The sequence below is a fragment of the Nocardiopsis halotolerans DSM 44410 genome, from assembly GCF_000341065.1.
GTDB lineage: Bacteria > Actinomycetota > Actinomycetes > Streptosporangiales > Streptosporangiaceae > Nocardiopsis > Nocardiopsis halotolerans.
This window is the reverse complement of record NZ_ANAX01000103.1, coordinates 1-13,705: the sequence shown is the minus strand read 5'-3', so window position 1 is coordinate 13,705 and position 13,705 is coordinate 1. Positions and strand designations below refer to the sequence as shown.

The 13,705-nt window shown below is 70.7% G+C and carries 8 protein-coding genes; 7 read left to right on the top strand and 1 reads right to left on the bottom strand.

Annotation, left to right across the window (positions count from 1 at the left end; genetic code table 11):
• Window positions 1-916 precede the first annotated feature (916 nt).
• From D455_RS0108255 to D455_RS0108245, 3 genes are all read left to right on the top strand, one after another.
• The gene (locus D455_RS0108255) at window positions 917-2,005 is read left to right on the top strand and encodes an inositol-3-phosphate synthase (protein WP_017570268.1); all 1,089 of its coding nucleotides are present in this window, start codon (window positions 917-919) and stop codon (window positions 2,003-2,005) included.
• Window positions 2,006-2,109: 104 nt separating this feature from the next.
• Entirely contained in the window at window positions 2,110-3,405 is a 1,296-nt protein-coding gene (locus D455_RS0108250) for an MFS transporter (RefSeq protein WP_017570267.1), read from the top strand.
• A gap of 132 nt (window positions 3,406-3,537) precedes the next feature.
• Window positions 3,538-4,263 (top strand): class I SAM-dependent methyltransferase, encoded by a 726-nt coding sequence (locus D455_RS0108245; RefSeq protein WP_017570266.1) that lies wholly within the window; start codon window positions 3,538-3,540, stop codon window positions 4,261-4,263.
• 4 nt (window positions 4,264-4,267) lie between these two features.
• Here D455_RS0108245 and D455_RS0108240 read toward each other — a convergent pair whose 3' ends face one another.
• On the bottom strand, window positions 4,268-5,767 hold the full coding sequence (locus D455_RS0108240) for a CCA tRNA nucleotidyltransferase (RefSeq protein ID WP_017570265.1): 1,500 nt from the start codon (window positions 5,765-5,767) through the stop codon (window positions 4,268-4,270).
• Window positions 5,768-6,124: 357 nt separating this feature from the next.
• Here D455_RS0108240 and D455_RS0108235 point away from each other — a divergent pair, with 357 nt between their 5' ends.
• From D455_RS0108235 to D455_RS0108220, 4 genes are all read left to right on the top strand, one after another.
• A complete protein-coding gene (locus D455_RS0108235) occupies window positions 6,125-8,686 on the top strand; it encodes a DUF6049 family protein (protein ID WP_051064602.1) in 2,562 nt (853 codons plus the stop codon).
• A 109-nt stretch (window positions 8,687-8,795) separates the two neighbouring features.
• A complete protein-coding gene (gene murJ, locus D455_RS0108230) occupies window positions 8,796-10,634 on the top strand; it encodes a murein biosynthesis integral membrane protein MurJ (protein ID WP_017570263.1) in 1,839 nt (612 codons plus the stop codon).
• Window positions 10,635-10,804: 170 nt separating this feature from the next.
• On the top strand, window positions 10,805-12,589 hold the full coding sequence (murJ, locus tag D455_RS0108225) for a murein biosynthesis integral membrane protein MurJ (RefSeq protein ID WP_241480207.1): 1,785 nt from the start codon (window positions 10,805-10,807) through the stop codon (window positions 12,587-12,589).
• Window positions 12,590-12,855: 266 nt separating this feature from the next.
• Window positions 12,856-13,705 (top strand): protein kinase family protein (locus D455_RS0108220; RefSeq protein WP_017570261.1); only part of this gene is annotated, 850 nt, incomplete at its 3' end.

The following is a 13,705-nucleotide window of genomic DNA, read 5'->3' as shown; positions in this document are numbered from 1 at the left end:
CAGCCGGGCCCTCGGCCCGGCGACGGCCGCCGTCGGCGTTCCGTCGTCGTTCGGTACTCACGTGGTCCTCGATTGCCTCTCACGGCCGGTCGGCCTGACGATTCCTTGGTGGAAACGGGGGGACGGTCCCCCTGGGGGATCGGTGATCCGCGACCTGTTTCTCGCGTGACCGGCGTGGATCGGCCCGGCGTGGCCTGGTCCCACCGCTGTGCCTGTCGTTCAAGGCTGATTAGAAGACGCCCAGAGGCGGGCGGGGGTTTTCAACAGGTCGCGAAGACGTTAGCCGCTTCTTCCTCCTGGTCGTTGGCCTGCGGAGCTACAGCCCTCATGGCTACTCCATGCCGACGGAACGCCGCCGTGGCAGGGGCTTGGTCCGGGGGCTCTACCGGCTACGCACGCAAATCACAGGTCACGTTAGAGCGATGGAACGGTATAGCACAACCCACGCGCGAGGTTATCGCGCGTCCTGGGACACCTCGTCACGATCCGCCGGGAAACACCCGTCCTGCCAGTTCAGGGTGGAGGAACCGAACGCTGGTAGGTGAGCTGGGCGGGCACCCGCGCAGAAGACGTCCGGTGTCGGGGCAGGTGGGGACGAGCGTGTGAGATTTTTCCCGGTACCACGTGGATTCACCGGGGACGGGGCGGGTGAAGGGGCCGTTCCGACCCGCGTGTCACCAGCCTGACATGCGGGTCCGCAGGTGGGCGAGGATAGAGTCAGAACTGAACAAAACAGCCAGACATGCACGTTCCCCCTAGGCCCCCGGGGCAGTGGGTGGGAACAGAAACGCCGTGTGCGCTGCTGACCACATCGGGAAGCGCGCGTGAGACGTCGGGCCCCGGAACCGCCGTCGGCGCGGGCCCGTCGTCGTGCGCCGTGGAATCCATGTTCGCGAAGAAGAAGGAGCAAGGACCAATGGGTTCGGTACGTGTAGCCGTCGTGGGCGTCGGCAACTGTGCGGCGTCGCTCGTCCAGGGCGTGCACTACTACAAGGACGCCAACCCCGAGTCCCGGGTACCTGGCCTGATGCACGTGCAGTTCGGGCCGTACCACGTGAGCGACATCGAGTTCGTCGCCGCCTTCGACGTGGACGCCAAGAAGGTCGGCCACGACCTGGCCGACGCCATCACGGCCAGCGAGAACAACACCGTCAAGATCTGCGACGTGCCGCCGACCGGCGTCACCGTCATGCGCGGACCGACCTACGACGGTCTCGGCAAGTACTACCGCGAGATCATCCAGGAGTCCCCCGAGGACGCCGTGGACGTGGTCGCGGCCCTCAAGGCCAGCGGGGCCGACGTGCTCGTGTCCTACCTCCCGGTGGGATCCGAGGAGGCCGACAAGTTCTACGCCCAGTGCGCGATCGACGCGGGCGTCGCCTTCGTCAACGCCCTGCCGGTGTTCATCGCCTCCGACCCCGAGTGGGCCGAGAAGTTCACCAGAGCCGGGGTCCCGATCGTCGGCGACGACATCAAGTCGCAGATCGGCGCCACCATCACCCACCGCGTGCTGTCCAAGCTCTTCGAGGACCGCGGCGTGATCGTGGACCGCACGTACCAGCTCAACTTCGGCGGCAACATGGACTTCAAGAACATGTTGGAGCGCGAGCGCCTGGAGTCCAAGAAGATCTCCAAGACGCAGTCCGTCACCTCGCAGATCCCGCATGAGCTGAACGCGGGCGCCGTGCACATCGGCCCGTCGGACCACGTGCCGTGGCTGGACGACCGCAAGTGGGCCTACATCCGCCTGGAGGGCCGCGCGTTCGGCGACGTGCCGCTGAACCTGGAGTACAAGCTGGAGGTCTGGGACTCCCCGAACTCCGCGGGCATCATCATCGACGCGGTGCGCGCCGCGAAGATCGCCAAGGACCGCGGCATCGGCGGCCCGATCCTGGGTCCGTCCTCCTACTTCATGAAGTCCCCGCCCGAGCAGTACAGCGACGCCGAGGCACACGAGAGGGTCGAGCAGTTCATCTCGGGTCAGCACGGTAGCGCGGACGAGTAACGCGGGACGCGGCCCCGGCCGGGCGTGACCGGGGCCGGATCCCTCCGGCTCCCCCGGCCCCTTCCGGGGCCGCGGCGGCCCGGCCACGCCCTACTCTTGGTCACGTGTCCTTCTTCGGTGATCTGCGCGTGGTCCTGCGGGGCTCCCGCTTCCGCCGCCTGTTCGGCACCCGGCTGGCGTCGCAGTTCTCCGACGGGGTCTACCAGGCCGGTCTGGCGGGTTTCGTCTTCTTCAACCCCGAGCAGCACACCAGCGCCGGTGCGGTCGCGGCGGCCTTCGCCGTCCTGCTCCTGCCGTTCTCGGTGGTGGCTCCGTTCGCCGGTGTACTGATCGACAGGTGGCCCCGCCGCCAGATCCTGCTGCTGTCCTCCCTGTCCAAGGCGGCGCTCGCGGTGGTGAGCGCGTTCCTGGTGTCGGAGGGCGAGAGCCCGGCCTTCCTCGTGGCCGCGCTCCTGGTGCTGAGCGTCAACCGCTTCTTCCTGTCGGGGCTGTCCGCCGGACTGCCCTACGTCGTGCCCCGGGACAAGCTGATGATGGCCAACGCGGTCACGCCGACCAGCGGTACCGCGGCGAGCTTCCTCGGCGCGGGAACGGGCGCCGCGATCGGGCTGCTCGGCGGCGAGGACGCCCTGGGCACCGGGATCATCCTGTTCGTGGCCGCGCTCGGCTTCACCGGCGCGGCGCTGGTCTCCCTGACCCTCGGCCGCCGGGAGCTGGGACCGCACCTGGAGCGGGAGCCGGAGGAGGTCGCGGCGGCCGTCCGCAGCGTGGTGCGGGGCATGGTGTCCGGAGTGCGGCACGTCTGGGCGCGTCCGGACGCCCGCGACGCGCTGGTCACGATCGGCGGACACCGGGTGCTGTTCGGGATCTCCACGTTGCTGACGCTGCTGCTGTACAACAACACGTTCACCGGCGGCGGCGTGGCCGGCCTGGCCGGTTTCTCGGTGGCGATGGGCCTGTCGGGGGCGGGTTTCCTCATCGGTGCGGTGGCCACGCCGTGGGCGACCGCGCGGATGGCCCCGGGGACGTGGATCGCCCTGCAACTGGCGGCGGCGTCGGTGGTCCTGGTGGTGTTCGGGCTGCCGTTCTCCCCCCTGCTGTTCCCCGTGGCCGCGTTCGCGCTGGGCTTCGTCTCGCAGGGTGTGAAGGTCACGGTCGACACGTTGGTTCAGCGACATGTCGACGACGCGTTCCGCGGGCGGGTGTTCTCGGTGTACGACGTGCTGTTCAACGCCACGTTCGTCCTGGGAGCGGCGCTGTCCGCCGTGCTGGTCCCGCCCTCGGGCGTCAGTTCCGCGGTGGTCGTCGCGATGGCCGTGGCCTACCTGGCGATGGGAGCGGCCTGGGCCGCGCGGGGTCGTCGCGTCCACGCCTCCGGAACGGAGCGCGAGGCGGCATAGCGTTATGTCGGCGTAGCGGTATGTCGACAGGACGACCGGCGACGGAGCCCCAGCATGACACCACTCCGCTACCGATAAGTCACTTACTGTAGTGTCGCCAGGAAGACTTGTCGACAAGCAGGGGTGGTGCCCATGACCGTCGGTTACGCACGGGGGAACGCCTCCAGCGCCCTCGGCCCGCGGGGAGTGGTCAAGCGCGTCGGGGCGGTGTCCCGGCAGCTGCCCGCCCACGGTGACCGGCTCCTCGACGTGGGCTGCGGAGACGGCACCTACACGGTCGAGATGGCCGGTGGCTACGTGCGCGTGGACGCGATCGACCTCGAACCCGAGCGGCTCAACACGTTCGCCGAGCGCATCGCCGGCACCGACCTGGAGGACCGGATCGGCATCCACAAGATGTCCGCCGACTCGCTGGCCTTCGACGCCCACACCTTCGACCGCGTGACCGCGTTCGAGGTGGTCGAGCACGTCGATGAACTGGAGGGCGCCCTCCGTGAGATCCACCGCGTCCTCAGGCCGGGCGGCGCGTTCTCCCTGACCACGCCCAACCGCTGGTTCCCCTTCGAGACCCACGGTGTGATATGGGGCGACCGGCGCCGCTCGGCGCTGACCGCGCCCTTCCTGCCCTGGGTCCGGCCCCTGCACGAGCGCATGTCGGACGCGCGCGCGTTCACCACCCAGCAGATGGGCCGCCTGCTGCGCGGACGCGGGCTGCGCGTGTGCGCCATCGACTACCTGATGCCGCCGTTCGACCGTCGCGCCACGGCGTTGCGGACCCTGTCCGACACCCTGGAGACCACGCCGCTGCGCGTGTTCGGCATGGCCATGGCGGTCACCGCGGTCAAACCCGGCCGGTGATCCCTCACAGGTGTTCGGCCGCCCAGGCGCGCAGTTCCCGGGTCGCCTCCTCCTTGTCCATCGGCCCGTTCTCCAGGCGCAGCTCCAGCAGGAAGCGGTACGCGCGGCCGACCACGGGTCCCGGATCGATCCCCAGGATCTCCTGGATCTCGTTGCCGTCCAGGTCCGGGCGGATGCGGTCCAGCTCCTCCTGTTCGGCGAGTCTCTCGATGCGCCGCTCGATGTCGTCGTAGGCGCGCGACAGCGCCGCCGCCTTGCGCCGGTTGCGCGTGGTGCAGTCGGCCCGGGTGAGGATGTGCAGCCGCTCCAGCTGGGACCCGGCGTCACGGGCGTACCGGCGGACCGCGGAGTCGGTCCACTCCCCCTTGCCGTACCCGTGGAACCGCAGGTGCAGGCTGACCAGGGTGCTGACGTCGGACACCACGTCCTTGGAGAAGCGCAGCGCGGTGAGCCGTTTGCGGCTCATCGAGGCGCCCACCACCTCGTGGTGGTGGAAGGTCACCCGTCCGGCCGACTCGAAGGCGCGCGTCTTGGGCTTGCCGACGTCGTGCAGCAGGGCCGCCAGACGCAGCACCAGGTCGGGCTCGTGGCCGCGCTTCTCCTCCAGCTCGATCGCCTGGTCCAGGACGGTGAGCGAGTGCTCGTACACGTCCTTGTGCCGGTGGTGCTCGTCGATCTCCAGGCGCAGCTTGGGAATCTCCGGCAGTACGTACGGGGCGATGCCGAGTTCCACCATCAGCTCGACACCGCGGCGCGGGTCGGGGCTGAGCATGAGCTTGGTCAGCTCGTCGCGGACGCGCTCGGCGGAGACGATGGAGAGCCGGTCGGCCATGCCCCTGGCGGCCTCGGCCACCTCGGGCGCCAGGGTGAACCCGAGCTGGGCGGCGAAGCGGACCGCGCGCATGATGCGCAGCGGGTCGTCGCTGAAGGAGTCCTCCGGCCTGCCGGGGGTGCGCAGCACCTTCTCCCGCAGGTCGGCCAGGCCGCCGAACGGGTCGACGAACTCCAGGTCGGGCAGACGCACCGCCATGGCGTTGACGGTGAAGTCGCGGCGCAGCAGATCGTCGTGGATGTCGGTGCCGTAGGAGACCTCGGGCTTGCGGGACTTGGGCGAGTAGGACTCGCTGCGGTAGGTGGTGATCTCCAGCTGGAGGCCCTTCTTGCGCAGGCCCACGGTGCCGAAGTCGATACCGACGGTCCACACCGCGTCGGCCCAGCCGTCCACGAGTTCCAGGATGCGCTGGGGTACCGCGTCGGTCGTCAGGTCCACGTCGTTGGCGGGCCTGCCCAGGAGTGCGTCACGCACCGGCCCGCCGACGAGGGCGAGCTGCTGGTCGTGCACGGCGAAACGCTCGCCGAGTTCCTCCGAGACGAGGGGGAAGGAGCCCGCCAGAGCGCTGACCGCCGCCCGCTGGGCGCCGGTCAGCGCCTCCGTCCCCGGTGCGGCCCCGGCGTCCTGCTGCTGGGCGGTGTCGCTCTCACGCGAAAACTCTGTGTTCGGCACACCACGAGACTAGGCGGCGCCCGACGTGAATCGCGAATCGCTTCCACCCACCGGGACCGGGCCGTACACGGATCGTCGGCCGCTCCGGCGGACCGCCGACGTTCGGTGGGCGGCCCCGCTCCCCGTACACGCCGCACGGCGGTGCCGGCCCGACTCCCGGTACGGGGAAGGCGGTATCTTCGGTGGAAGTGGTAGGACGCCCCGGTTGCCCCGCGTCCGCCCGACCCGTGTACGCCGTGTGCGCCGTACGGGTACTTCCGACCGTTCCCCGCACCTCGTTTCCGGCGGGACGGCCACCTGGACCCGAGTCAGGAAACCGGTCAAGCGTTGCGTCGATTCGCCTCCGCGACGGTGGTCATGGCCATCACCACCGCGCTGATCCACCCACCGGCCACGTCCGCGCACGCGGAGCCCGAAGAGGCGGCCGAACCGCTCGTCGTCGACCGCGTCACACCGGACGCGGTCAGTGAGGACAGCACACTGCGGATCGAGGGCGAGGTGACCAACACCACCTCCGAGGGTCTCAGTGACGTCAGTGTGCGGATCCGCTACTCGCGGCACCCCTTCACCGACCGCGGTGAACTGGACGAGTTCGCCTCGGGCGAGGGATGGCAGCCCAACGCCGAGGGGCCGGACGAGGAGGTCGCCGGTGAGCTGGTTCCCGAGACCAGCGAGGAGTACTCCCTGAGCGTGCCGGTCGAGGAGCTCGGCCTGGACTCCTACGGCGTGTACCCGCTGGTGGTGGAGGCCGTGGACGGTGGGGGCGACGTCATCGGCGCCCAGTACACCTTCCTCCCCTACACGGGCCCGGAGGACGGGGACGTGCCCTCCGTCGGGATCGCCTGGGTGTGGCCGCTGACGGCGCCGCCGGGGCGGGCCGACGAGGACACCTTCCTCAACGACGACCTGCACGGGTCGGTCGCCGCCGACGGCCGCCTGGGCCGTCTGCTGGCCGCGGGGGCTCAGGTACCGCTGTCCTTCGAGGCCGGCGACGAGAACCTGGTCGAGCTGCTGGGCCTCGACGAGGACCCCGGGGATCCGCCCGAGGAGTCGCCCGAGGCCACCGCCGAGGAGACCGCCGGCTCCGTTCCCTCCGAGGAGGCCACGGACGGGGAGAACGCCGAGGAGGACGACTCCCAGGGCGAGGAGGAGGCCCCCACCCGTGCCGAGGGGGTCCCGATCACCTGGGCGGTGGACCCGGGCACGCTCGACGACATCCGCCGCATGGCCGCCTCCGGGCACGAGATCGCCGAGGACCTGACCGCGGTGCCCGCCGAGTCCGAGCCCGTCCGGCACGAAGCCGAGGCGAACGAGGCCGCCCAGGTGTGGCTGCGCGAGGCCCGCCGCGTGCTGGCCGCCGACACCGTCGTGTCCACGCCCTACGCCAACGCCGACCTGGCCGCCCTGCTGCGCAACGACATGCGCGGCGACGCCGAGGCCTCCCTCGAGATCGGTCAGGAGGCGGTCCGGAGGGCGCTGGACCTGGAGGCCGACCCGGCCTTCGCCCTGCCCCCGAAGGGCCTGATGGACCAGAGCGTCTACGAGCTGTACGCCTCGCAGGGCGCCACCCGCTTCCTCCTGCGGGAGGACGCCAGGCCTCCCCTGTCCTGGCTGTCCACGACCCCCACCGCGCAGGCGCCGCTGCCCGCACCGGAGGGTGAGCCCGCCGAGGATCCGTTCGCGCTGGTCACCGATTCGGGGATCAACGAGGTCCTGTCCATGCCGACGTCGGAGCCCGGCCAGACCGAGCTCGCGCTCCAGCGGTTCGCCGCCGAGACCGCGATGATCGCGGGGGAGAACGTCGGCGGAGACCGGGTGGTCGTCGCCTCGCCGGATCCGACGTGGAACCCCAGCGCCGGGTTCGCCCAGGGCGTGCTGGCCGCCACCGACGACCTGCCGTGGCTGTCCCCGGAGAGGTTGGACGAGGTCGAACCGGCCGGCGCCGGCGAGCGCGAGCGGACCCGTGAGTCCCTCGACTACCCCGGCCCCGCGCGGGCGGAGGAGCTCAGCTCCACCTACCTGGACCTGGTCGAGGACGTGAGCCGGGACGTGCGCCTGTTCAACAGCATCCTGGTCGGCGGACGGGACCCCTTCCGTCCGGCGCTGCTGCGGCTGGAGTCGGCCCACTGGCGCGAGGAGGAGGCCCTGGCGGGCGCCACCCGCTCCCTGGTCGCGCAGGAGGTGCAGAACCGCATGAACGACGTGCGGGTCATCCCCGGCGAGCCGGTCACCCTGGCCAGCCGGACCGGCACCATCGGCATCCTGGTCGCCAACGACCTCGAGGAGGGGACCGCCTTCGTGAACCTGTCGGTGTTCTCGGAGAACTCCGAACGGCTGGGCGTCGGTGAGTACAACCACGACTTCGAGATCGAGCCGGGCACCAGGACCACGGTGTACGTCCCGCTGTCGGCACGGGTCAACGGCCGCACGGTCCTGAACGTGAGCCTCCAGAACGCCGAGGGCGAACCGATCAGCAGTCAGAACGTCGAGATTCCGGTGAACGCCACCGGCCTGGGCACCCAGGCGCTGATCATCAGCGGTATCGGCCTGCTGATCCTCATCGTCGCCCTGGCCCCGCGCGCGCTGCGCAAGTGGGCCCGCAGGAGGGCCGCGGGTGCCGCGTCGGCCGGGGGCGCCGGTGAGGGCACCGGTGACACCGACGAGGGTTCCGACGGCGCGCGGGACCCTGAGGACGCGCCGGGGAGCGGGACGACCGGGGAGGGTGCGAACGCCTCCGGCTCCGGGAACGTCACAGACTCCGAGAGCTCCGAGGCCTCCGAGGGCGACGAGCCCTCCGCCCGGGACACCGGTGGTACGCCCGGGAGCACCGGTGAGGACGACTCCGAGGAGGCGGGCACCGCCTCCTCCACCGCGACGCCGGACGGCGCGGAGCGGAACCGCGGCGGCACGGACACGTGACCCCCGCACCCGAGAGGACATGACCCCTTACCGACAGGACGCCATGTCGACACATCCACACGCCTCGGCCGGACATTCCCCAGTCGGACGAAAGGAAGCCTGATCCACGGTGGTCACCGACTCTCCCAACGGCGGCGGCAAGCACCGCCGTCCCGAACCCGAAAGCCCGCTCCCGAGCGCGGTCCGCCCCGGCTCCGGCCCCGCGCCCACCTTCGAGGAGGGCGAGGTTCCGGGACCCGCGACCGAACGCGGTGACGGCCCCGGCGACGGGTCCGACGGCGGCCGGGACACCGGGGCCGGCGGCGGCAGCGGCTCCGACGGCGGTTCGGGCGGTGGCATGATGCGCTCCAGCGCCATCATGGCCGTGGGCACCATGGCCTCCCGGCTCACCGGCTTCGCCCGCACCATCGTGCTCGGCGCCGCCATCGGCACCCACCTGCTCGGTGACGCCTACCACACGGCGCACACGATCCCGTTCATCCTCAACGACCTGCTCATCGGCGGGCTGATGGCCAGCGTCATCATCCCGTTCCTGGTCAAGCGGCGTAAGCGCGACGCGGACGGCGGCAAGGCCACCGAGGACCGCCTGTTCACCACCACGGCGCTGGCGCTGTTCCTCATCACCGCGGCCGCGATCCTGGCCGCGGAGTTCCTCATCTGGATGTACGGCTCCCAGTTCACGCCGATCCAGTACGAGACCTCGGTCTACCTCGCGAGGTTCCTCCTCGCGCAGATCTTCTTCGTCGGCCTGAGCGGTCTGCTGAGCGCCATGCTCAACACCCGGAACAGGTTCGGAGCCGCCGTCTGGGCCCCCGTGCTGAACAACATCGTCATCATGAGCGTGGCGGGCGTGTTCCTGTGGGTGGCCGGTCCGGGCCGGACCCCCGAGACCGTCACGGACGGCCAGCTGGTCCTGCTGGGCGCGGGCACGGCGGGCGGTATGGCGCTCCAGACGCTGGTGCTGTTCGTGGCCCTGACCCGCACCGGTTACCGGTGGCGTCCCCGCCTGGACCTGCGCGGTTCCGGGCTCGGCGAGGCCGTGCGCACCGCCGGGTGGATGATGCTCTACACCCTCTTCACCCAGGCGGGGCTGTGGATCACCACCAACATCGCCAACGCCGCGAACGTGGCGAGCATCGAACAGGGCGCGGAGGTCGGCGCGGGCATCAGCGCCTACAACCTGGCCTACCAGCTCTTCCAGCTGCCGTACGCGATCATCGCGGTCTCCCTCATCACCGTGCTGCTGCCCCAGATGAGCGCGCACGCCGACGACCGGGACTGGGACGCCGTCCGCGCGGGCTTCTCCCGCACCCTGCGCGTCTCCGCGTTCGTGCTGGTGCCGGCGGCCTTCGCGGTGGCGCTGTTCGCCCAGCCGCTGTCCGTGCTGGCCTTCGCGCGCGGGTCCATCTCGGTGGCCGACGCCGAGAACATCGGTCAGGTCCTCACGGTCATGTCCCTGGGCCTGGTGCCCTTCACCGTGTTCCAGCTCATGCTGCGCGTGTTCTTCGCCATGGGCGACACCCGCACGCCCGCCATGATCGGTTTCGCCAACCTGGCCGTCCACACCGCCCTGGCGGTGACGTCCTACCTGGTGCTCCCGCCGGAGATGGTGGTCGTGGGCGTGGCCGCGGGCTTCATGATCTCGTTCCTGTCCGGGCTGACCATCGCGGGCCTGGTACTGAGCCGCCGCATCGGGGGGCTTGACGGGAAGCACGTCATTGGCACATTGTTGCGCCTGCACCTGGCCGTCGTGCCGAGCGTCGCGGCGGGCTTCGGTGTGCTCTGGGCCTTCGACACCCACGTCGGTCCCGGCCTGGCCACCTACGTCGGCGCCCCGGCAGCGGGATGCGTCCTCGGCGCGCTGCTCTTCCTCGGAACCGCGCGACTGCTGCGCGTCCCGGAGCTGAGCGCGGCCGTGGAACTGGTCCGTGGCCGCCTGCGTCGTTGACGTCGTACCTCCCTCCCCGGCTCTGACCCCGCCGAGGCCCCGCAGTCGCCGATCGAGAGAAGGACAGCGCGACGGTGTCCAGCGAACCGCCCCAGCAGACGCCCCCCTCGGACGCCGAGCCGTCCGAGGGGCCGGAGGAGTCCGGTCCCCGCAGACGGCACACCCTGGTGATGCCGGAGGACGTGCTCGACACCTACGAGCGCGAGGAGCCGGACGGGGAACCCGAGACGGGGCTGCGCACGCTCCGTGACCCCAGCGACATCGGGGACGTGGGCACCGCCGACCGGGCCGGTCTGGAGGACGGCGACGAGATCGGCGGCAGCTCCCACACCGCGCCGGGCAACCTCGCCCGGTCCAGCGCGATCATGGCGCTGGGCACCATCGTCTCCCGCGTCACGGGGTTCGTGCGCACCATCATCCTGGCGGCGGCGATCGGCACCCAGCTGCTGGGCGACGCCTACCAGACCGCGGGCATGGTCCCGTACATGATCTACGACCTGCTCATCGGCGGGTTGCTGGCCAGTGTGTTCGTGCCGTTCCTGGTCAAGCGGCGCAAGCGGGACGCCGACGGCGGGGACCGCACCGAGCAGCGCCTGGTCACGCTGATGCTGCTGGCGCTGTTCGCGCTCACGCTGGTGTCGGTGCTGGCCGCGGAGTGGTTCATCCGGATCTACGCGGGCGGCTTCTCCGGTGCCCAGTACGAGGTCTCGGTCGTCCTGGCCCGGTACCTGGTCACGCAGATCTTCTTCATCGGCGCGAGCGGTCTGGCCAGCGCGATGCTCAACGCGCGCCACAGGTTCGGCGCCCCCATGTGGGCACCGGTGCTGAACAACCTGGTCATCATCGGCGTCTGCCTGTGGTACCTGGACGTCGCCGGTCCGGGGCGCACGCCCGAGACCATCACCGACGGCCAGCTGATGCTGCTGGGCCTGGGCACGGCCCTGGGCCAGGTGGTCCAGGCCGCCGTCCTGGTGTGGGCGCTGGCCGCGGCGGGCTTCCGCTGGCGTCCCCGCCTGGACCTGCGGGGTTCGGGCCTGGGCGAGGCGGCCGGCGCCGCCTCGTGGATGATGCTCTACATCGTCGTCGCGCAGGCGGGGGCGCTCGTCTCCACCAACGTGGCGACCCGGGCCGGGACCCTCGCCGCCGAGGCGGGCTACGACTCCGGCGCGGGTATCGCGGCGTACAAGTTCGCGTCGATGCTGTTCCAGCTCCCGTACGCGGTCATCGCGGTCTCGGTGATCACGGCGTTGCTTCCGCGCATGAGCGAGCACGTCGCGGCGGGCCGCAGGGACCAGGTGCGCAGCGACTTCTCACGCGGCTTCCGGCTGTCCTCGGTGCTGATCGCGCCGCTCTCGGTCGCGATGATCGTCTTCGCGGTCCCGTTCTGCGTGATGATCTACGCGCAGGGCAGCACGAGCGCGGAGGACGCCGCCGCGATCGGGCGCATCCTCATGGTCTTCTGCGTGATGCTGATCCCGTTCACGCTGTTCCAGCTCCAGATGCGGGTGTTCTACGCGCTGGGCGACACCCGGACCCCGGCCCTGGTGTCGGTCCCCGCCGAGATCGCCCACGCCACCACCGCGATCAGTCTCCTGTTCGTTGTGGAGCCGCAACACGTCGTCGTCTGGCTACCGGTACCGTACGGTCTGTACTACATCGTCGGCTCCGTCATCATGTGGTACCTGCTGCACAGGAGACTGAACGGCCTGGACGGGCGTCGGACCGCGACCACCCTGTTCAGGTTGCACGTGGCGACCGTCCCCGCGGCGGTCTTCGGAGTGGCGATGATCCACCTCTTCCGGGACCTGCCAGGCGAGATCTGGCCGGGCCTGGCGTCGATGGCGGCCGGAGGCGTCGTTGGTGCCCTGCTGTTCGTTGCTGCTGCCAGGTATCTCAATGTGGCCGAAGTCACATCGTTTCTCGATTTGCTCAAGACACGGCTACGACGCCGCTGATCACCAGGAATAGCTGATGTTGGGGTGTACCGCTCCGTTACGCCCCGGAAGGTGGCCGAGTATCCGTTGTCCTCCGAAGATGCTGTTCAGGCGTCCTAGCATGGACAGGCATCGCTTTACCACTACCGCATTGTTCACTCGAGTTGCCCGAAGGGAGGCTGGGGACAGCAGGCAGGGCCGATGACCCCCTCGCGTAGCCCCTTCCGTGGACGCCCACGGACCGGGAGAGCGCGCGAAACACGGCACTGACTCCCGTCACTCCCATCATGAGCACCTTCCTCATCGAACCCGGGGCGAAGCTGGCCAACCGCTACCGTCTCGACCAGGTGGTGAGCGAGACCGGCGGAGCCACACGGTGGAAGGCCACCGACGAGACGCTCGCGCGTCCCGTCGCGGTGTGGACCTTCACCGAGGGCTTCCCGCGCACGTCCGAGGTCGTACGCGCCGCCCGCTCCACGAGCCGCATCCCCGACGCACGCGTCACACAGGTCTTCGACGCCGACGACACCGCCCCCATCCCCTACGTGGTCGAGGAGTGGGTCGTCGGCTCCTCCCTCGCCGACCTGCTCGCGCAGGGCGCCATGGAACCCGAGCGCGCGGCCGGGCTGGTCGCCGAGGCGGCCGAGGCCATCGCCGCCGCACACGCGGGAGGCCTGCACCACCTGTGCCTGACCCCGAGCAAGCTCATGTGGAGCAGCGGGGGCGCGGTCAAGGTCACCGGCATCGGCGTGGACGCGGCCCTGATGGGCGCCGGCGCCGCCGACCCCGCGGCGACCGACGCCCAGGGACTGGGCAACCTGCTCTACGCGGCGCTCACCGGACACTGGCCGGGCGGTCCGCAGAGCGGCCTGCCCGCCGCTCCCCAGGGCCCCGCGGGCCCCTACCCGCCCCAGCAGATCAGGCAGGGCATCACCGAGCCGCTGGGGACCATCACCACGCGGGCCGCGCTGCCGCAGCTCGCGGGGCAGATGGTGCCCGGACCGCCGATCACCTCCCCCGCCGACTTCTGCGCGGCCATGGCCGAGGTGCCCCGACTCATCCCCCTGCCCGTCACCCCGACCGAGTCGGCGCCGCCCCCCGAGCCCGGGACCTCCCGGCGCACCGGTGAGTTCGGCA

Excerpts from the sequence above, each read along its gene's own strand:
- D455_RS0108255 (WP_017570268.1), top strand. The coding sequence starts at position 917 with ATGGGTTCGGTACGTGTAGCCGTCGTGGGCGTCGGCAACTGTGCGGCG.
- D455_RS0108245 (WP_017570266.1), top strand. The coding sequence starts at position 3,538 with ATGACCGTCGGTTACGCACGGGGGAACGCCTCCAGCGCCCTCGGCCCG.
- D455_RS0108235 (WP_051064602.1), top strand. The coding sequence starts at position 6,125 with ATGGCCATCACCACCGCGCTGATCCACCCACCGGCCACGTCCGCGCAC.
- murJ (WP_241480207.1), top strand. The coding sequence starts at position 10,805 with ATGCCGGAGGACGTGCTCGACACCTACGAGCGCGAGGAGCCGGACGGG.